The organism is Arthrobacter livingstonensis, assembly GCF_003219815.1.
GTDB lineage: Bacteria > Actinomycetota > Actinomycetes > Actinomycetales > Micrococcaceae > Specibacter > Specibacter livingstonensis.
The window spans coordinates 83,381-103,415 of record NZ_QJVD01000001.1 but is presented as its reverse complement, the minus strand read 5'-3'; the positions used below and the strand labels follow the sequence as shown (position 1 = coordinate 103,415).

Annotated in this window: 15 protein-coding genes and 1 pseudogene; 1 reads left to right on the top strand and 15 read right to left on the bottom strand. The window is 65.6% G+C overall.

The annotated features are described in order from the left end of the window. Position 1: 1 nt before the first annotated feature. From CVV68_RS00430 to CVV68_RS23030, 15 genes and pseudogenes are all read right to left on the bottom strand, one after another. On the bottom strand, positions 2 to 1,627 hold the full coding sequence (locus tag CVV68_RS00430) for a ribonuclease J (protein ID WP_211320672.1): 1,626 nt from the start codon (positions 1,625 to 1,627) through the stop codon (positions 2 to 4). Positions 1,628 to 1,960: 333 nt separating this feature from the next. Next, positions 1,961 to 2,650 (bottom strand): response regulator, encoded by a 690-nt coding sequence (locus CVV68_RS00425; protein ID WP_110499037.1) that lies wholly within the window; start codon positions 2,648 to 2,650, stop codon positions 1,961 to 1,963. Then, complete coding sequence (locus CVV68_RS00420) at positions 2,647 to 3,942, bottom strand: sensor histidine kinase (protein ID WP_245933249.1); 1,296 nt, start codon at positions 3,940 to 3,942, stop codon at positions 2,647 to 2,649. The genes CVV68_RS00425 and CVV68_RS00420 overlap by 4 nt, the downstream gene beginning before the upstream one ends. A 40-nt stretch (positions 3,943 to 3,982) precedes the next feature. Further along, a pseudogene (locus CVV68_RS24835) lies at positions 3,983 to 4,213 on the bottom strand (sensor histidine kinase); the annotation flags it as partial. A gap of 418 nt (positions 4,214 to 4,631) precedes the next feature. Then, positions 4,632 to 5,837, bottom strand: coding sequence for an MFS transporter (locus CVV68_RS00410; RefSeq protein WP_146238781.1), 1,206 nt, complete (start codon positions 5,835 to 5,837; stop codon positions 4,632 to 4,634). A 25-nt stretch (positions 5,838 to 5,862) separates the two neighbouring features. Beyond that, positions 5,863 to 6,990: an ABC transporter ATP-binding protein gene (locus CVV68_RS00405; RefSeq protein ID WP_110499033.1), complete on the bottom strand. Its 1,128-nt coding sequence runs from the start codon at positions 6,988 to 6,990 to the stop codon at positions 5,863 to 5,865. Beyond that, positions 6,983 to 8,746: an ABC transporter permease gene (locus tag CVV68_RS00400; RefSeq protein WP_110499032.1), complete on the bottom strand. Its 1,764-nt coding sequence runs from the start codon at positions 8,744 to 8,746 to the stop codon at positions 6,983 to 6,985. The genes CVV68_RS00405 and CVV68_RS00400 overlap by 8 nt, the downstream gene beginning before the upstream one ends. 37 nt (positions 8,747 to 8,783) lie before the next feature. Further along, positions 8,784 to 9,950 carry an ABC transporter substrate-binding protein gene (locus CVV68_RS00395; RefSeq protein ID WP_110499031.1) on the bottom strand — a complete coding sequence of 389 codons (1,167 nt, stop codon included), beginning with the start codon at positions 9,948 to 9,950 and terminating at the stop codon, positions 8,784 to 8,786. A 576-nt stretch (positions 9,951 to 10,526) separates the two neighbouring features. Beyond that, the gene (locus CVV68_RS00390; protein WP_110499030.1) at positions 10,527 to 12,197 is read right to left on the bottom strand and encodes a YhgE/Pip domain-containing protein; all 1,671 of its coding nucleotides are present in this window, start codon (positions 12,195 to 12,197) and stop codon (positions 10,527 to 10,529) included. Positions 12,198 to 12,214: 17 nt separating this feature from the next. Continuing rightward, on the bottom strand, positions 12,215 to 12,661 hold the full coding sequence (locus CVV68_RS00385; RefSeq protein WP_110499029.1) for a hypothetical protein: 447 nt from the start codon (positions 12,659 to 12,661) through the stop codon (positions 12,215 to 12,217). 175 nt (positions 12,662 to 12,836) lie between these two features. Then, complete coding sequence (locus CVV68_RS00380) at positions 12,837 to 14,909, bottom strand: PhoX family protein (protein WP_110499330.1); 2,073 nt, start codon at positions 14,907 to 14,909, stop codon at positions 12,837 to 12,839. Between the two features lie 369 nt (positions 14,910 to 15,278). Beyond that, the gene (locus CVV68_RS00375) at positions 15,279 to 16,055 is read right to left on the bottom strand and encodes a TM2 domain-containing protein (protein ID WP_110499028.1); all 777 of its coding nucleotides are present in this window, start codon (positions 16,053 to 16,055) and stop codon (positions 15,279 to 15,281) included. A gap of 85 nt (positions 16,056 to 16,140) precedes the next feature. Next, positions 16,141 to 16,959, bottom strand: coding sequence for an Rv1352/Rv1906c domain-containing protein (locus tag CVV68_RS00370; RefSeq protein ID WP_146238780.1), 819 nt, complete (start codon positions 16,957 to 16,959; stop codon positions 16,141 to 16,143). 25 nt (positions 16,960 to 16,984) lie between these two features. Continuing rightward, the gene (locus tag CVV68_RS00365; RefSeq protein WP_146238779.1) at positions 16,985 to 17,509 is read right to left on the bottom strand and encodes a hypothetical protein; all 525 of its coding nucleotides are present in this window, start codon (positions 17,507 to 17,509) and stop codon (positions 16,985 to 16,987) included. Further along, entirely contained in the window at positions 17,506 to 17,685 is a 180-nt protein-coding gene (locus CVV68_RS23030) for a hypothetical protein (RefSeq protein ID WP_146238778.1), read from the bottom strand. The genes CVV68_RS00365 and CVV68_RS23030 overlap by 4 nt, the downstream gene beginning before the upstream one ends. Positions 17,686 to 17,949: 264 nt before the next feature. Between CVV68_RS23030 and CVV68_RS00360 the strand changes: the two genes are divergently transcribed. Then, positions 17,950 to 20,025: a hypothetical protein gene (locus CVV68_RS00360; RefSeq protein WP_110499025.1), complete on the top strand. Its 2,076-nt coding sequence runs from the start codon at positions 17,950 to 17,952 to the stop codon at positions 20,023 to 20,025. Positions 20,026 to 20,035: the final 10 nt, after the last annotated feature.

The window sequence follows — 20,035 nt, the reverse complement described above, 5'->3', positions numbered from 1 at the left end:
GTCAGGCTTCGACGATGATGACCGTGTAGACCGGCTTGCGGCGCAAGGCACGGTCGGACCAACGCAGCAGTGCCTCGCCGATCGCCTTTTCAGCAACGGGGCCGGTCTTCTCGCCGCGGAGCCCGGAAATGGTTTTTTCCACGATTCCGGTGGCCTTGGCCATGTCCTTCTCGGTCAGGTTGAAGCCGACCGCGAAGTACTCGGGGTCTTCCTCGATCTTGCCGGTGTCCGGGTTGACGATCAACAGCACGGTCACGGCGCCGTCCTCGGCGAGCCGGAGGCGGTCCTGCAGGGATTCCTCCGTTGCCGCCCCTGGGATCATGTTCTCGACATAGACGTAGGCGGCCGGCACGGAACCGCTCACCTTGACGACGCCGTCCTTGAGGTCGAGCGAGGTGCCGTCCTCAACGATGAAGGCGTTCTTGGGGTCGACGCCGGTGCGAACGGCCAGTGCAGCATTTGCCTTCAGGTGCCGGTATTCACCGTGCACCGGCATCACGTTGCGAGGGCGGACCAGGTTGTAGCAGTAGACCAGTTCGCCGGCACTGGCATGGCCGGAAACGTGCACCTTGGCATTGCCCTTGTGAATCACATTGGCGCCCTGCTTGGTGAGGTCGTTGATGAGACGGTAGATCGAGCTCTCGTTGCCGGGTACCATCGAGCTGGCCAACAGGACGGTGTCGCCTTCGGTCAGGTTGATCTGGTGGTCGCCGTTGGCCATGCGTGCCAGCGCGGCCATGGGCTCGCCCTGTGAACCGGTGCAGATGAGGACGGCCTTGTTGGGTGTCATCTTCTCCAGTTCCTTGGCTTCAACGAGCATGCCGCGGGGGATCTTGAGGTATCCGAGCTCGCGCGCGGTGGTCATGTTGCGGACCATGGAGCGACCCACAAACGCGACCTTGCGGTTGTACTTTTGTGCAGAGTCGATGATCTGCTGGATGCGGTGCACGTGGCTGGCGAAGCTGGAAACCACCACGCGGCGCGGCGCCGTGCGCATGACCTGGTCAATGGCAGGAATGAGATCTGCTTCGGCCGCCAGGAAGCCGGGGACCTCGGCGTTGGTGGAGTCGGGCATGAACAGGTCCACGCCTTCCTCGCCCAGGCGGGCAAAGCCGGCAAGGTCGGTGATGCGCTTGTCCAGCGGGAACTGGTCCATCTTGAAGTCGCCGGTTTCCAGCACCAGGCCTGCGGGCGTGCGGATGGCCACGGCCAGGCCGTCCGGGATGGAGTGGTTGACGGCCAGGAATTCAACGTCGAACGGGCCGAACTTGCGGCGGTCGCCTTCCTTGACCTGGATCATCTTGCCCTTGATGCGGTGCTCTTCAAGCTTGGTCTTCAGGAAGGCCAAGGTCAGCTTCGCGGAGATCACGGGGATGTCGTTGCGGTGCTTGAGCAGGTACGGGACACCACCAATGTGGTCCTCGTGGCCGTGGGTCAGCACCAGGCCGACCACGTCCTGCCAGCGGTCCTTCAGGTAGGAGAAGTCGGGCAGGATCACGTCCACACCCGGGTGGTGCTCCTCCGGGAAGAGGACGCCGCAGTCAACGATCAGCAGCTTTCCCGCAAACTCGAAGACTGTCATGTTGCGGCCGATTTCCCCCAGCCCTCCGAGGGCAACAATGCGCATTGCCCCATCTTCAAGGGCGGGCGGGGTCTGGCGGGCGGTTCTTCTCATGGGTTCCGTTCTCTATATATATGGGCGGCAGGTGGCGCCGGGTTGGCGATGATGCACTGCCTTTTGTTGCGCAACGCGGTCGGCCTCGAGGCGGATCCAGCATCACTAAAAAATTATGGGCGTACTTACGTGTGATTTTACCACCGTGGCCGGCCATGAATTCCCTCTGGCGGCCCCGGCGCGCTTCCCGGCATACCGGGGTGGCGTGGGCCGCACGGCCGGGCAGCCCCCGGTGCGCCGCCGTCGCGCCTTGACAAATGAGGCACGACGGCGGGAACTCCCGCCCTAGGACGGACTTCTGTAGCGGTTCTCAGGCCGGCCTGCCCCGCCGTACCGCGGAGTCAGCGTGGCACGCCCGATGTCGACAAGGTGTTCCAGATAACGCCGTGCGCCCACGCGCGACATGCCCACACGCTCGGCCAGCTCGGCGGCCGAGAGGTCGGTGCCGGCGGACTGGAGGGCGATGTGCACACGCTGCAGGGTCGCATCCGAGAGGCCCTTGGGCGGCGGAGCGTACCGACCGCCGGTGCTGGCAATGATCGCGTCAACGCTGAGCTGGTCCAGGAGTTTCCCCCGGGAAGACCGGCGCATGGTGTCGAACTGCTTCAGGACTTCATCGAGCCGCTCAAACAAGGCGGAGGCCATAAACGGTTTCACCAAATAGTGGCGCACGCCCTTCGCCCGGGCCTCCCGCACGCTGTCCAGGTCCCTCGCGGCCGTGACCGCGATGACTTCCAGCTGGCTGCTGCGGTCCAGGCTGAGCCGGGAGAGGACCTCCAGGCCCGAGAAGTCCGGCAGGTAAAAGTCCAGCAGGACGACGTCGGGCCTCAGCTTCTCGATGAGGGCCACGGCCTCCGTGCCCGAGTGTGCCTCGCCCACAACGGTGAAGCCGGGGTGCGAGGCAACAAACTCCCGGTTGATCAGCGCCACGGCGATGTCATCTTCGACAATGACAACCCTCAGGTGGGCGCTCATGGCATTCCGCCTATGGACGATTCGATCCGCTCGGCCGACGCAATGTCCCCGCGGCTGACCGGCAGGGTCACGGTGATCCTTGCCCCGTGCGTCGCGCACCCCGCACCTGACTTGCCGGCCGCGGGCAGGCCGTCGCCGATCTCAACGGTGCCACAATACCGCGTCGCGATGCGTTTGACGAGCGTCAGGCCGATGCCGCGGCCGGTGGAAACCGCCCCCGGACGTGCAGCCTTTGACGAATACCCGGCGGTGAAGACCCGCTTCCGCAGCCCGTGCGGGATTCCCTCGCCGGAGTCGGCGACGGAGATAACCAGCGCCCCCGCGCCGTTGGCTGCCGCCTGCTCATGGACGGACACCGAAATCCGGCCGCCGGCCCCCGTGGCTTCAGCGGCGTTGTCGAGCAGGTTGCCGATGATCGTCACCAGGTCGGCGCGCAGGATTTCCGCCGACGGCCGCGATGTCAGCAGCGGCAGTGTGGAGTCCGGTTCGATGGTGATGGCGATGCCAAGCTCCTCCGCGCGCGTCTGCTTCATGAGCAGAAGCGCCGCGACCTCAAGTTCGCGGATGCCCGTCCGCCCCGTCACTCCGAGGAGCGTCCCGCCGCTCCGCTCATGCGAAATGAAGGAAACGGCCTGGTCCACCCGGCCGAGTTCAAGGAGTCCGGAAATCACGTGAAGCTTGTTGGCGAAACCGTGCGCCTGGGCGCGGAGACCGTCAGCCAGGCCCTGCACGCCGTCGAGGTCGCGGAGCAAGGTGTGCAATTCGGTGTTGTCGCGCAGGATCAGGATGGTGCCGATGGGACGGCCACCTATTTTGGCGACGTCGCGGCGCACCAACAGCACACGCTCCCCGGAAAGCGCCAGGGATTGCTCGGTGTCGCCGTCGTCCAGCAGCCCCACCAGCACATCGTCGAGGTGTTCCTTGGCGAGCGTGCCCACCAGGTCCGGCTCGTCTTCGAGGGAGAGCAGGCGGACGGCGGCGTCGTTGATCAACACGATGCGGCCAAATTCATCAACGGCGACCACGCCTTCCCTCACGCCGTGAAGTATGGCCTCGCGCTCCTCCAGCAGCCCGGCAATCTGTTCCGGTTCCAGGCCAAAGATGCGCTTGCGGATGACCACTGTCACCCAGGCGGCACCGATCACACCAAAGATCGCCGCGATCGCAATGGTCACAAACAACCACACGGAATTCGACAGGTACTCGCTGCGCAGGTCCGATTCCAGGACGCCGACGGAAACCGCACCGATCACGGAATGGCGGGTGTCGAAAATGGGCAGGCACCTTGACACGCCAGGACTCACCGAGGGTGCCCGTTTGGGTACCGACGTAGGTGTCCCCTGACAGCACTTCCGCTGGATCAGTGGAGACGTGTTTCCCGATCTCGTCGGGATCGGGATGCGAATAGCGGATTCCTTCCTGGTTCATGACCACCGCGTAAGCGATCCCGGATGCCTTGCTGATCAATTCGGTGATCGGCTGGATGGTGTGGCTTGGATCCTTTTCGGCGAAGGCATCGATGATCACCGGATTCGTCGAGATTGACTGGGCAACCCCAATCATCCGGTCGCGATAATTGGCCCTAAGCTGGTGCTCCTGCGTCAAGCTGGCGACGGCGCCCGTCCCCACGATGGTGATGAGCACGATCACGACCTGAAGCAGCAGCAACTGCGCCCGCAATGTCATCCGTCGTCTCATACCCCCATTTTGCCAGAGGAAGGGGCTGGGCCCACTGCCGCGAGGGACCCGCTGCGAGCTTGCGAGCAGTGGGAGCGGCTGGGGACTTGCGAGCAGTGGGAGCGGCTGGCTGGGCCCACTGCCGCGAGGGACCCGCTGCGTGGGCCCACTGCCGCGAGGGACCCTCTGCGAGCTTGCGAGCAGTGGGAGCGGCTGGGGACTTGCGAGCAGTGGGAGCGGCTGGGTGGGCCCACTGCCGCGAGGGACCCGCTGCGAGCTTGCGAGTAGTGGGAGCGGCTGGGGACTATTTGCTGGCTGGTACATCGTCCTCTTCCTCGCGTTCGGCCTCGCCGACGGCGGCCCCGGACCAGGCGCCTCCGAACAGCATGATGCCGGTTGCGACAAAGACGCCCGCTGCCCCTGTTGCGGCCGAAAGCGTCCCCAACAGGGACGGCAGCACGGTTTGTCCCAGGCGGTTGCTGGCAAGCCGCAGTGACATCGCCAGCCCGCGGGTGCCGGGGGTGGCCAGTTCGGCGATCCACGACATCGTGATGGGTTGGCAGGTGCCGATGGCGAATCCAAAGACGGCCGCGAGCACCATCAACATGGCGACGGGAAGGGGAAGGGCGAAGGCGGACAGCACAACGGCCGAGGCCGCAATGGTCCACACCATCAGCCTGCGTCGGCCCAGCAGCTTAACCATGCGGCCAAGGAACAGGCGCGAGAACATCGAGAACATCGACCGGACCACCAGCAGTGCGCTGATGACGACGGCCGCGATCCCGCGTTCGTGGCCGAGCGCCGGCAGGTAGGCCAGGAACAGGTCGACCGAAGCCAGCACGATGCTGCCGGCCAGGAGAGCGCGCACCAGGCCGGGGATGCGCAGCAGCGCCGCGGCCGCCGGCAGCATCCTGGCCCGTTTCCCCGTGGCGGACCGCTCAGAGCTTCGGACGAAGAAGGAGATGCCCAGCAGGACGACGCTAAGCGCGCCGCATACCATGAAGATGAGCCCCACGGGAGGCGTCTCCACGGTTCCTCCGGGCAGTGCCAGCAGGAGCGGCCCGATCGTTTGGCCGAGCGCCGAGGCAAACGTAAAGTACCCGAACTTGGAGTCAAACTGCCCCCGGCTCGTGGTATTGGCAACCATGGCCTGCTCCCCGATCACGGAGAGCAGGTGGCCCATGCCCAGGAACATGGTGGCCAGCAACAGCACGCCCACCGAGCTGCCGCCAAAGGAAGCGATCAACGCCGCTACGATCAGCGCGGCCGCGCCGGTGAGCAGTGCGGCCCGTTCACCGATGCGGTCTATGACGTGGCCGGCCGGCAGCGCCAGCAGGAGCGCCGGCACGGCAAAGGCGGCGACCACCACGCCCAACAGTGCCTGCGAACCGCCCACGTCCAGGACGGCATAGGACAGCGTTGGCCGCATGGCGAAGGTGATGACCTGGAGGACGACGGCGTGCGCCAGCACGAACATGACCGCCCGCGGCCGCCCCTTGCGCTCCGTCACCTTCGGTCCCCTCACGGTTGGCGGGTCACGAGGCGACCGTCATGAGTTCCTGGGCTTCGGCCGAGGGAACATTGGACCCCGCATAAAGGAGTGCGTCGTCGGCGTCGAACACGAGCCGGACATCGCCGTCGAGGTTTCCGGTCGGTGAGATGACCTGAACCACATTGGTGCCCAGCTTGAGTCCGTACTCGTAGCGGGAACCGACATAAGAACGGGTCAGCACCGAGGTGTCGAGCACATTGGCCCCCGTGACGTCCGCCGACGCCGGTGTGATGGTCAGGCGCTCGGGCCGTACCGCCACCGTCACGGCATCGCCAGGGCTGAGTGCAAGGGTGCTGGCGACTTTCACGACGAGCCCGGTGTTGTCGAGGCGGACGCGCGCGATGCCTCCCCGCGTCTCTTCCAGGCGCCCGGTGAAGAAATTGCAGCTTCCCACAAATGCGGCGACGGCGGCCGTGGCGGGCCTCTCGTAGATTTCGGCCGGCGCGCCGATCTGGGTCATGTTTCCCTCGAACATCACGGCGATCCTGTCGCTCAGGGACAGGGCCTCGTCCTGGTCGTGGGTCACGTACACGGTGGTGATGCCGAGCTCCACCTGCAGGCGCTTAAGCCACGCCCGGGACTGCTCGCGCAGCTTCGCGTCCAGGTTGGACAGCGGCTCGTCCAGCAGCAGGACCGACGGCGAATACACCAGTGCGCGTGCGAGTGCCACACGCTGCTGTTGGCCGCCGGAGAGCTGGTGGGGGTAGCGGTCCTTCAGGTGTGCCAGGCCCACGGTGTCAAGCGCCTCATGGATCCGTACGGCCTTTTCCTCCTTGGAGACCTTGCGGATGGCCAGCGGCATCACCAGGTTCGCCTCCACCGTCATGTGCGGCCAGAGGGCGTAGGACTGGAACACCATGCCGAGGTTGCGTTCCTCGGTGGGTACGTAAAGCTTCTTGGCCGTGTCGACAAAGGGCACGCCGTCCACGGTGATGCTGCCCGCTGTGGGCGACTCCAGCCCGGCGATGCAGTTCAGCGTGGTCGACTTTCCGCAACCGCTGGGGCCCAGCAGGGTGAAGAACTCCCCTTCACGGATGGTGAAATTGATGTCGTTCAGGACTGTTACGTCGCCAAACTTCTTATGCAGCCCTGAGACCTGTACTTCAGGCATCGGTATGTCCCTTCATGAACAGGTTCGCCACGGCGACGAACACGGCGGTGATTGCAATTTGGATGGTGGCCAGCGCGGCGACGGAACCGGTGTTGCCCTGCACCCACAGGTCGAGCATGGTGGTTCCAATCACGCCGGTGTTGGCCGAGGACAGGAACAGTGCGGCGGAGTATTCCTTCATCATGGTGACAAACACCAGGATGAGCGCCCCGACAAAGGCCGGGCGCAGCAGCGTGCGGAGGATGCGGAAGAAGGTCCCAAACCAGTCCGCGCCGGAGGTCCGGGCGGCGTCGTCGAGCTCGCGGCCAATCTGCATGATGGCCGGGGCAATGGAGCCGAACGCCGTGGGCAGTGCGCGGAGGCCAAAGGCGATGATGACCGCCATGAGCGTTCCCTGCACCCAGCCTCCGCCGGGGGTCAGGGCGAAGGCCCAGAAGAAGCCGATGCCCACGATGATGCCGGGCATCGCCTGGGGGGCCAGGGCCAGGTATTCCACGCTGCGGGCAAACTTGAACGGCGAACGCCGCGCAACCAGGACGGCAAGCAGGGCCAGCACGCTGACCAGGACCGCCCCCACCGCAGCCACCACAACGCTGTTCGTGATGGATTGGACGTAGACGGGGAACGTGAACACGCGCTGGTAGTTGGACAGCGTCAGGGTATCAAACGGGTTCTGCAGCGGGGTGAAGATCATGGTGAACGACCTGAAGACGAGCCCCAGGATCGGCAGGAGGGCGCCGAAGATGATGTAAATGACGATCGCTGCCGCAGCTACCCAGCGGATCCAGCCGAGGTCAAGCAGCCGCGGCCGGGTGGCCTTGCCGCGGACGGAAATAAACCGTTGCGCGTTTTTAAGGACCTTCGCCTGAATGGCCACGGTGCCAATCGTCACGGCCAGGATAAGGGTCGAGGCGGCACCCAGGATGCCGTAGTCGGGCGAGATGGATTGCAGCCCGTTCGTGTAGAGGAAGGTGGAGAACACCTCGATGCGCACCGGCGTGCCGTAGAGCAGCGGCACGCTGAGGGTTTCCAGCGACATGCTGAAGATCAGGATGGAGCTGTAGACAATCGGTGGCCGGAGCATCGGCACCACCACCTGGAAGAGGATGCGGACCGGTCCGGCACCGCAAACGCGGGCGGCGCTCTCCAGCGACGCATCCGACTGACGCAGGGCATTGGCGCAGAAGACATAGGCGATGGGAGCCAGCCCCACGGCCTCGGTGACGGCCATGCCACCCAGGGAGTACAGGTTCCACGGCACAAACCCGAAGACCTGGCGGAGCTGGACGCTGATGAAGCCGGCGGGCCCGTAAAGGGTGATCCAGCCGAAGCCGAGGATGAGCGATGAGATGAAGAAGGGCCACTGCATGGACAGGCCGAGCAGCCGGCCAAACGGCAGGCGGGTGCGGACGACGAGTACCGCCATCGGAATCGCAATCACGAGGGTCAGCACCGTGGTGCCGACCGCGAAGATCGCGGTGTTCAGGACGACCTGCCCGAAGCCGGCATCCGTGAACAGCTTGACGTAGTTGCCGGCCGTCAGGAGTCCGCCGGCCTCATACAGCGGCCTGTCGCGGAAGGACTGGTAAAGAATCGGGACGATCGGCGCGAGTACGAAGAGCGCCAAAAGGATGAAGATGCCGTATTGCACGAGCCGTCCCCGGCCGACGCCGAAGACCCGGGGGTACTTCGGCGCCGGAAGGATGGATCGGCCGGCCGGCGGCTGGACTGCCTTGTCCGTGCTGGTGGTGGTCATTGCTTAGCCTGCCTGGTCACTGTCGGGGGAACGGATGCTAGTTGCCGAGCTTGGCGTTCCACTTGGACACGAAGGCCGTGACTTCGGCTTCCGGGACCACCTTGTAGGGCACGCGGATGATGCCGTCCTTCCCGGCCAGCTTCTCCACTTCCTGATAGGTGTGGCGTCCTTCCGTCAACTCAACATTTTCCCGGTAGGAACTCAGGCCACCTTCTGCGACGGCGTTCTGGCCGGCCTCGGACAGGACAAAGTCAAGGAACAGCTTCGCCGTCGCGGGGTGCGGCGCCTTGGGCGTGATGCCGATTCCGCGGCCCAGGACAACGGTGCCGTCCTTGGGCAGGACAAACTTAATCAGTCCGCCACTGGCCTTCTCTGCCGGGTAGCCAACCGCGGAACTGATGAAGAATCCGGCCAGGTATTCCCCGGAGAGGATTTTCTCCTTCTGGGTGCCGGAGGATGTTTCCGGTCGGGCCGTCGGCAGGATCTCGTCAAGGCCGGTCCAGGCCGCGGTGTTTCCTTCCGTGAAGGCATGGGAAACGCTGAAGCCCCACGCGCCCTTCACGTCGCGGGTGGTGATCTTGTTCTTGTACTTTCCGGTGTCGGCGGAGACGGTCTTGGCCAAATCGGCGATGCTCGTCGGCGCTTCCTTCATGAGGGCGGAGTTGTAGGCAATGCCCACCGGATCAAGCGACATGGCCCAGACGTTGGGCATCAGCTGGGCGAGCTCAGGCAGTTCCTTGGTTTCCGGGGAGTCATAAGCCATGAGGGAATCCGGCTTTGAGGCATAGCTCGCCCACGCCTGGACAGCGTTGGAAACCAGCATGTCGGCCGGGGCCTTGCCGGTGGCCGATTCGCTCAGTTGCCGCTGGAACACCTCGTCGCTGTCGAGGTTGTCAGCGGAGACCTTGGTCCAGGGGTACTTGGCCTTGAAGTCGCGAAGGATCGGCGCCCAGTTTTCCTGGTCCGTGTTCGAGTAGATCGCGAGGGCGCCGCCCTCCGCTTTCGAGGCATCGATGAGTTTTGAGTAGTCTGCGGGGTAGTAGCTTGGCGTGTCGGATCCGGCGGCCCCCGGTGCCGCCTTCTCGCCTGTGGAGCTGCCGCAGCCGGCCAGGGCGGCCGCCAGGCCGACGGCGCCCAGCGCGCCAAGGCCGACAACGCTCCGGCGGCTAAGCGACGCGGAATTAAAAGTGGAAGTACGGAACATTGCTCACTCCTTTGTGATGTAAAACACGAATGGTGCTGAGTTCATGTTCCGGGCAGGGGCAAGGGACATCAATCTTTTGGTCGTATTGGTACAAAGCCGCCGGCTTCTGATCGTATTGGTCCCCATTCCGGCTCGGGCGGCAGGAATTCCCTTATGCGCAGCCGCAGGCCCCGGCCCTTGCGCACCTTGTCCACTGGCGCAGTGCGCCTGCCCGCCATTGCGCATAGCGGAACTGCACAAACACTATGCGCAGCCGCAAGCCCTGGAGTTGCGCATGTTGTTCACGCCGGGCGGCAGGAATTTCCTTATGCGCAGCCGCAGACCCCGGCCCTTGCGCACCTTGTCCACTGGCGCAGCGCGCCGGCCCGCCATTGCGCATAGCGGAACTGCACAAACACTATGCGCAGCCGCAAGCCCTGGAGTTGCGCATGCGGGAACAAAAATAGTCCCGCAGCCCTGCGAACGCGCATTAAACGCCTGCGGGCCCGGACCAGTGGTCCGGGCCCGCAGGCACCATGCTTCTTTCCGCTTCTGTCGCGCCCGCCAAGCCAACGGGCTGGGCGGCTGGCAATGCCGCTATGCCCGGCGTCGTCCAGTTCGCCGCAGGAAGAGCAGCACCATGAGGAAGGCGATGACCAGCGCGCCCAGGATCGCCAGGATGGGCGCCGAGGCCGGTGAGGAAACCGCACCTGCCGGGGTGACTGCGGAAACGCCGGAGTAGAGCTCCGCACTCCCGTCTGCCACCTGTCCGTTGCCGTCGGCCAGGCTGGCCGCACCGGTTTTCAGCTGACCGGTTCCGTCGGACAGGTCAGTGGCGCCGGAGGCGATGGCCGTGTTGCCTTCAGCCAGTTTGGCGTTGCCGTCAGCCAGTTTCGTGGCGCCGTCGGAAAGCGCCTTGCTGCCAGCGATGAGCCCGGAACCGGCCACTCCTGGTGTTCCGGCGACGCCTTCGTTGAGCTGTTGTGTACCGTCGGAGAGCTTGGCCGTACCGTCCTGCAGGTGGGACGTTGCGAAGAGCAGGCCCGGATGCTCGGGGTCGCCAGGGACGCCGTTCATGCCCGTGACCAGCTGGGACGTTCCAGCGGAAAGCTTTTGCGAACCAGCTGACAGGGCCGAGCTGCCGGCGGCAAGGGCCTTGACGCCGCCGATCAGGCCAGGCGCATCCTTTGTCCCGGTCATACCAGCGGCAATCTGTCCTGTGCCATCGGCGAGTCGCGCTGTGCCCTTGGACAGTGCGCCGGATCCGGTGGCGAGCTGCTTAAGCCCGGTCAGGAGCCCTGGGTTCGCGGGATCATTCGGGACACCGTTGACGCCAACGGCCAGTTTCTGGGTTCCGGCATGCAAGGCCGTGGATCCGTCTGCGAGCTGCTTGGTACCGGCGGACAGCTTGGTGGCGCCGGCGGAGAGCTGCTTGGTGCCGCCCACCAGGCCCGGATTGGCCGGATCATTGGGGATGCCGTTCAACCCGTCGGCCAGCTGCTTGGTCCCCGCAGCGAGCTGCCCGGAACCTTCGGCTAACTGCTTGGTGCCAAGAACCACGCCGGGGTTGGCCGGATCCTGGCTGTTCAACTTCTGGTCCAGGACACCAAATCCGGCGGTCATGGCATGGCTTCCGGCGTCCAGCTGCTTGCTGCCGTCGGCGAGTTGCTGACTTCCGTCGGACAACTGCTTGAGCTGGGCCAACATCAGGCCGACCGGCACCAGCGGGTTTTTCTTGGCGAACGTTTCCAGGTCATGTGTGCCCTGGTTGAGTTTCACCATGCCGGCATCGAGCTTGGTGGTTCCGGCGGCAAGCTGGTTGGCACCGTCCGCCAGGTTCTGCGGACTAGTACCGGAGTCCGACGGCGTGAGCGCCGCCGAAAGCTGGGTTGCACCAGCTGCAAGATTCTGGGCACCGGCAGAAACCTGCTCGGCTCCTGCGTTCGCGGCTGTTGCGCCGGCACCGAGCTTGGCCGCGCCGTCCGCTGCGGTGGCCAGACCAGTATCCAGCTGCTGGGCGCCGGCATTGACCTGTCCGGCTCCGGCAGCCAAAGCCGACGCGCCATTGTCCACAGCATTCACGCCCGGCACTAGCTGGGTTTCGACGCTGGAGGCGATTTTGTTGGCACCGTTGTTCAAGGCCTTACCGCCTGCAAGAAGTTTGATCGCGCCGTTATTGGCGGCGAAGATGCCCGGGGCCAGCTGATGCTCAACACCGTTGGCCACCTTGGCTGCGCCGACATCCAGGGCTGCCCCGCCGCTGGCCACTTGAGTGGCACCGTCGGCTACGGCAAAAACACCGGGGGCCAGCTTGTTGTGGACGTCGGTGGATGTTTTAGCCGCGCCTTCGGCCAGCGACTGGGCGCCGTCGTTGGCAGCGGAGAGGCCGGGGCCAACTGATCTTGCACGCCGTAGTGGAGCAACGTTGCCCCGGCTGAGAGTTTGCCGGCGCCGGCGCTGGCGTCGGAAGCGCCCTTGGCCGCCTTTTCCGCTCCCGCTGCCAGCTGGTGGGCACCGTCATCAACCTTGCCAACCCCATCCTGGAGTTTTACGGCACCGGCGGACGTGAGCTTGCTTCCGTCCTGGAGCTGCGAGGCCCCATTGGCGATCTTGGTGGTGGTCAGGGCGAAGAACGCAATGAGCGCCAGCACCACCAGGATCAGGACGATGTGGGCAAAGTAGTGGTGCTTGACGTTGCGGTGCACGGATGTGACTGAGGCGTTGGACGACATTGGCTGTTCCTCACGGAAAGACGGTTGTGTGATTTGCGTAACACTTAAACCTACTGACGAGTAACATACAGCATTGGCTACCGTCCGCGTCAACCTTTTCGTCGAAACCCAACAAAAACGACCGCCGGCCGCCGCGACACATGCGGCAGCCGGCGATCGGTTTTAACCTTCTTTTTTACCTTCTCCGGGCACCCTCGGGGAAGATCTGCACAATCGACGGACGGGGCGCGCGCACCTGGCCGCGTGCCGGCGTCGAGCCATCAGCCACGTAGTCCGGGAAATACGAATTCGGCGCGGCGTACGTCCCCTCCTCACCCGGGTGCTGGACGGCCACAAAAGCCATGGATTCGTCGTCGTGGATGACGGGTCCGCAGGTCTCGGCGTTGCGTGGCATGGAGGCAAACTGCTGCACGTTTCCGCGGTTTTTCCCTTCCAGGCCCACCTTGAAGAGACCGTCGTTGTACCCAATGGTCGACGGCGCGCCGTCCGTTGAGATCCACAGGTTCCCTTGGGTGTCGAAGGCCAGGTTGTCGGGGCAGGAAATGGGGCTCACCTGGGCGGCCGGGAAGCCGCTGAAGTAGGTCTCGGTGTTCTTGGCCGGGTCCCCGCAGAGCATCAACAGGTTCCAGTTGAACGTGGTGGCGGTGGCGTCACCGCGGCGCTCGGTGAGCTCCACAATGTGGCCGTCACGGTTTTCCGCGCGGGGGTTCGTCTCATCTGCAGCCGCCTGTCCGGGAAGGCCGCGCTTGGTGTTGTTGGTGCAGGCCACGTACACCTTGCCGGTTTGCAGGTTCGGCTGAACGTCCTCGCAACGGTCCATCTTCGTGGCGCCGGCCTTGTCCGCGGCCAGGCGAGTGTGGACCAGGACCTCCTGGACGCTCATACCGGAAATGGCGCTCCTGCCGTTGACCACCAGGGGCAGCCAGGTGCCGGAGCCGTCAAATTTGCCGTCGGCGGGGACCGTGCCCGAGCCGTCGATCTCCGAAGCCGAGTTGCCGGCAAAGTGTGCCACGAAGAGGTCGCCCTCGGTTAGCAGGGTCATGTTGTGGGCCTTGTTGTTCTTCTTGTACTTGTTCTTGGAGACGAACTTGTACAGGTAATCGAACCTCTCGTCGTCGCCCGAGTAGGCCACCACCTTGCCATTGTCGGCGACGATGACATTGGCGCCTTCGTGCTTGAAGCGGCCCAGGCTGGTGTGCTTGCGCGGCATGGAGTTCGGGTTTTCCGGATCGATCTCCACGATGTAGCCGAAGCGGTTGGGTTCGTTGCGGTAGTCCTCGCCACGGGCGTCGAAGCGGGGATCGTCCAGCTCCCAGCCCATGGCCGTGGCCTTGTCCTCGAGCCCGTAACGGCGGTCCTCGGCGGAGGTGCCTTCCGTGCGGAAGAAGCCGTTGAAGTTCTCCTCACCGGAAAGGATGGTGCCCCACGGGGTGGAGCCGCCGGAGCAGTTGCCGAGCGTGCCAAGGACGTGCCGCCCCGCGGGATCGGCAGCGGTCTTGACGAAGTCGGAACCGGCCAGCGGACCGGTCAGCTCAAAGGTGGTGTTCGCCGTGATGCGGCGGTTGAGCTTGCCGCCGCGGACGTAGTCCCAGGGCTGGCCCTTGTGCCCGCGTTCCAGTTCCACGACGGTCATGCCCACGGCGTTGCGGAAGATGGCGCGGCGCTGGGCCTCTTCGGCACCGGACACAGGGGCGGCCGGGAACATGATCTGCGGGTTGACGTATTCGTGGTTGCAGACCAGCAGGCCTTTCTTGCCGTTGGGCTGGCGCAGGATCTCGGTGTAGTCGTTGTTGTAGCCGAACTGGCCGGCCTGTGCCGCCGGCGTCTGCCGGGCGAAGTCAAAGTTCGGCGCATCCTTGAACAGCGGGTCGCCCCAGCGGATGACCGGCTGCCAGCTATAGCCCTTCGGCACGTTGAAGGCGTCAACGGCGGCATCCACAGGCTTGATCGGAGCGAAAGGCAACTTGCCCCCGTGGCCCTTGTGGCCGGCGTCGTGCTGGCCCTGCCCGGCTTGGGCGGGCTCGGCACCCTGGACCATGACGGCGGCGCTGAGGGCACCGGCCAGGCCAAGTCCCAGGGCCGAGCGGCGGGAGAACTCCGCCGAGGCGATGTCGCGGAAGTAGCTGTTGGCGGAGGTGTTGCAGACGGCCTTGGAACAGGCGTTGTCGCATTTGAGGCTGCAGGTGACGGCGCTGCGCTTGCCGCGGGTGTGGCCGAGCATGGGCAAAAGCTTTTTCAGATCGTTCATGGCGTGCCTTCCAGATGCGGGTGCGATGATGCCTTCCACGCTGCCAAGGCCGAAGGACCTCTTGGAGTGTTCCACCTGAACGGCACATTAACCGGAGGCGAACCCTCCATGGGAGAACGCCCGACGCCGGCACCCGGGTTGCGCCGCCCGGTGCGCCTGGGTACCGGATGGCTTGAGGTGGACAATTCGGCCCCTCTCCTACCGGAGCGACGGATGCCGCGCCCGAAACTTCATGCGGGCGCGAAACCCGTGATGGGTTTTGCGCCCGCATTGCCATGCGCGAAACTCACCACGAGTTTGGCGCATGCCTAAACTGTTCCGCGACGCGGGCGCCAAACCGAGGGCGCAGTTCCGCGCATAGGGGCAGAGTTACTTCTTTTCCTCGATCTTGACCGTCCAGGAGTCGAGGTTGGCTGCCCGCACGTCCAGGAAGTACTTGCCCGGCTTTTTGTGCAGCGCGGTGGTGCTGGCGCCGGGCTTGGACAGCATGACCACCGGAATGCCGCCGTCGGTTGCGATGTCCGTGCCTTCGGGTTCCAGGTACACGGCGGCCACGGCCATCTCCGGGTCCGAGCCCTTGAACTCGTAGCTCAGCTGGGCGTCTGCCCCTGTCAGTTCAAACACCTGGCTCGCCTGGTCCGCGGAGCCACTCAATGCCACGACCTCGGTCCATTTTTTCTCGGCTGGAGCGGCCGGCACCTTCTCGGCGGCCTTCGCAGCTGGCGCGCCCGGAGCAGCCGGAGCGGCCGGAGCGGCTTTCACGGCCGGCGCCACCACGGCGGAGTCAACCGCTTGGCCCGCGGAGTTCACGGCATTCGCGCCTCCCACTCCACCGATGACCAGCAGCACGGCGGTGACAATCAACGCCACCAGTTTGTTCTTGGAGTATCCGGCCAGCGGGCGGCCGGCCTTGTCGGTCTGCTTCCCGGCCAGGGTGATGATGAGGTCGACGAGCACCCACACGCCGAAGCCGCCAAACGTGAACAGCTTCAGCAGGCCGGTGCCCACCTTCCCGAGGTAGAAGCGGTCCACGCCAAAGCAGCCGAGGAACAGGGCGAGCAGCCACGTGGCCAGGAACGACTTGTTCCCTTCCAGGCTGCCCGGCTTCGACGCGAGCTGCTGGGGTGCTTGCATGTACTGGGTCATGATGATTCCTTTCGGGCACGGCAAGGCTGCCGCGCCCTTAATAGATAGGTGGTTAGGTGCCGCTGGATGCGGCCAATCAGGCTGGCTACTGCTTTTCCCAGGAGCCGCAGCGGGTGGAGTTGAAGTCCTGCCCCGCCGAGAGCACCACGGAGGGCCGTCCGCCGCCGGGAATGTCGTTGTTGATGATGTCGTCCCCGTTACTGCCGGTGCGGTAAATGCCCCAGTAGCAGGTGGAGCCGACGTCGGCCTTGGCCCGGTAGGTGCCCGGTGCAACGTCGACGCCCACCGTCCAGGTGCCGTCGCCAACGGTGTTCGCGGCCTTGGCCTTCTCGGCTCCGGTCACGGCGTCTTCGCGCTTCTTGACCGCGGCCTCGCGGGTTTTTAGCGCCGCCTCCGCCGTCTTGACGTCTGCCTCGTGCTGGCCGGCTGCCGTCGACTTGGCGTCCGCAGCTTCCTCCCGGGTGGTGAGTTCGGATTTCAGGCTGTCGAGTTCATCGCTGACCGCCTGCCGGTCCGTGAGGGTCCGGGCCAGGTCCTGCTGCGCCGTCTGTGCCGTGGCGTCCAGGGCGGCATATTCCTCGCTGGCCGTGGGGTCCGTGACGGCCGTCCCCAGCCAGATTCCCCCGCCAAGAAGTACGACGCCGGACACCACCAATGCGGTTACCCTCGGGCCGCGCCGTTTGTTTGGTGTGGGTGACTTTGGGGTTTGCGGAGCCTTTGCTGCCCTGACCGGTTTGGTCGGCTTGGCGGCGCGGCCGGGCTTTGCAGGACCGCCCGGCTTGGGCGCCTCCGGCGGAATGGCCGGCATAGCGGGTCGGAGGGGTTGTGTGGCTGGCGCGTTGCCCAGCCCCGGACGCTGTGCACCGGCGGTTGTGCCGGGTCGGGGAACTTCTGGGTTGTTCATGGCTTCTCCTGACAATGAATCTGAACTATTTCGCTGATTCGACAATGATGTTGAGGCCGTTGTCCGGGTGATAAGTCCAAGAGGCCGTGTAGCCGTCCCATGCTGCTTCCCGGGTGCCGTCAAGAGCTCGCGTGGAATCGATCCGGGAGAAGAGGCTTTCCGGGGCCCCAAGTTCATTGAGGATGCACACCACCGTGGTGATGGACGTCCCGGTGGAGTCCCCTCCGGAAGATTTCATGTCCAGGCTCCGGCCCTTGTCCATGACCGTCACGCCCTCGGAGCCCTCGGCGGAGCAGGCCTTCACGGAGTCGTCGATGCGGTTGGACGCTGAAAGCGCGTCCCCCACGGCGCCGCCAACGGCGCCCAGCAGCAGCCCGACGATGAGCCCGGCGACCAGGCCGCCGGCGCCGAAGTACAGGTGCTTCCTGCTGTGCGCGGGCTTGGTGGGCAGTCCCGGCCCCTGTGCATCCGTGCGGGGATCAAGAGCCGGCATTGCAGCCTCCGGGACAGTGGAATAAGGCGGAACAGCCGGCGGCGTCGGAATGGTCATGACCGCTCCCCCGCCGACCAGGGCCAGGGCGCCGAACAACCCGCCAGCGGACCCAGCGTTCCCGGGCGGATGCGCCGCACGGCAGGTGCTTCCGGGTCCCGGGCGGTGCCGTCTGCGTCCGGCTCGGGCTTTTCCGCCGCCGGCTGATCTTCACTGCATTCTGCTGTGTCCTTCATGACTTGCCTCGCCTCATTCAATGCGGTCCGCCGGTTGCCCGGCCGTCCGTTTAGTTTGGGTGCCTCCGGATTGCCGGTCGGCGAGGCCACCCCCAGCGTGGTCTCGACGCCGGGTTCCCCTCGGGCCATGGAATGAAGCTATTGGCACCCCGAAGCAATTTGTAGAAAACGACTGATAATGGGCGTTATCACCGAATGCGGGCTGGACGCCACAAACGCCCTTAGGCTGTAACCAGCAGCATCCAAGCCAGGAAGGGGACCCGCATGAGCAGCACGCAGGAACTACGCATCACCCTTCCGGACGTCGCCCTCCTGGCGAAGGTGAAGCGCCCCGTGGTGTCCATGTGGCGTTCGCGCAGCAGGAACACGGCCACGCCGTTTCCAAGCCCCGCCGCACATGACGGCAGCCAGGAGCTGTTCAACGCCAGGGACGTCACGGACTGGCTCGCATCCACCGGCCGCGGCAACAACCCGCACGCCGCCGACGACGCCGCCGCGTTCGCCGTTCCTGCCGGCCCGCACACCCGGCGGACGCACTTCGCCGGGCTCACGGCGCTGCTGGCCCTGCGCTGCCTGACGGACTCCCCGCTGGGCAGGCAAGGCGCCGACGAACTCCTGGACTCTGCCGACGAACTCGACCCGGACGACGCCTTCCTCTACACCGAGCTCGAAGCGCTCGGCCCGGAACTGTCCCAGCTGGCCACCTACGCGGACCTGCTGACGGACGCCTCCTACACGGCCGAGGCCGCCTTCGAGGCGCTCCTGGCCGACCGCTTCCGCACCGGTGCCCAGGAACAGGCCGCCACCGCGCTGACCGATGCCGCCGTCGAGCTGGTGGCCGCCACGGCGCTGGAGCTGGCCGCCGGCAGCGCCACCCCTCCCGTGTTCATGGACGACGGCGGGAGCGACTTTTTGCGCGACGTCGCCGACATGCTGGGCGAGGTTGAGCCGGCCGTCCTGGCCGCGGGGACCGGCGACGATCCTGCCACCCGGCTCGCCCGGCGGCGCCTGCTGGTGCATGGGCGAAACAAGGAAAACCTCCAGGTGCTGGACTCCCCCGTGCCCGATGGGCGCGGGACTTTGGTCCGGCTGGCCCAGTTTCCGTCGCCGGCCGTCCCGGACATGGACGCGGCGCAAATGCTGACGGCCGTGGACAACATCGCACTTGGCATGGATGGCACGCAGTCCGCCGTGGTGCTCGCTCCGGCATCGGTGCTGACGGACTCGCTGTCCGGCACGGGCACTGGGCCGGCCCGGAACCGCGCTGCGCTGGCCATTCGTTCGGACGTTTTGCGCTCCGGCCGCGTCCGGGCCATTGTTCGGCTGCCGCAGGGCTTGTTGCGGTCCAAGCCACGACAGGCGCAGGCCCTGTGGGTGTTGGCGCCGGCCCATGCCGGGGTTGCCATTGGCGAGCGGTGGACCATGGTCGCCGACCTGACAGGCCTGCAGCTGTCCGCCGACGTCCGGCAGGACCTGGTCGGCGACCTTGCCGCCTCCATGGGCGGCCGCGAAGAGATCCGGGCGCACGCGTTTCGTTTCGCCCGGCTGGTCCCGACCCGGACACTGCTGGCAAGTTCCGGATCCCTAACGGCCTCACTTCCGGGCCCGCCGCCCGCTGCCATGGCGGCCGCGGCACCCGGGTCACCGGCCGAGGAACTGGTCAGGGCCGAGGAACAGATCGCCAGGCTGAACAGCTCCCCGCAACCATCCCTGGCCGTCGGACTCCAACCGGGCACGGGACAGCCCTTGACGCCGGCCGTCATCGGCTCGCTGCTGAAGGACGGCTGTTTGAAATACCTGCCGGGCCACCGCATCACCGGCCCCGATGTGGAGGCGGCCATTGCCGGGCGCGCCCAGTTCCGCGTCATCGGCGTGGACGAGCTCACCGGTGCCAGGGACCACGGCAGCCGGGCGGTCAGCCAGCTCACCTTCGCCAGTGAATATCCGCAGGGCCGGCTCACGGAGCCGGGCGACGTCATCTTCTGGACCGGAACGCAAGGCACCGCCCTGGTCGACGAGGTGGGGGCCGGCGTCGTACTTTATCCGGCAAGGATCCTGCGGATCAGCACGCGGGATCCGGACGGACTAATTCCGGAGGTGCTGGCTCAGGACATCCGTGCGGCCACGGCGGGAAGCTGGCGGCAGTGGCCGGTGCGCAGGCTTGGCGGCCCGGGCCGCGCGGCGCTGCAGCGGGCACTGGCGGACGTGGAACGGGAACGTCGGAGGGCCGCGGTACGGTTGCAGCGGCTGGATGTGCTGGCCGGGATGCTGATGGATGGGGCATCGGACGGCAGTTTTGAAGTTTTGGATAATGACACGGCGACGGAAGGAACCAGCTAGTGGCTGCGAA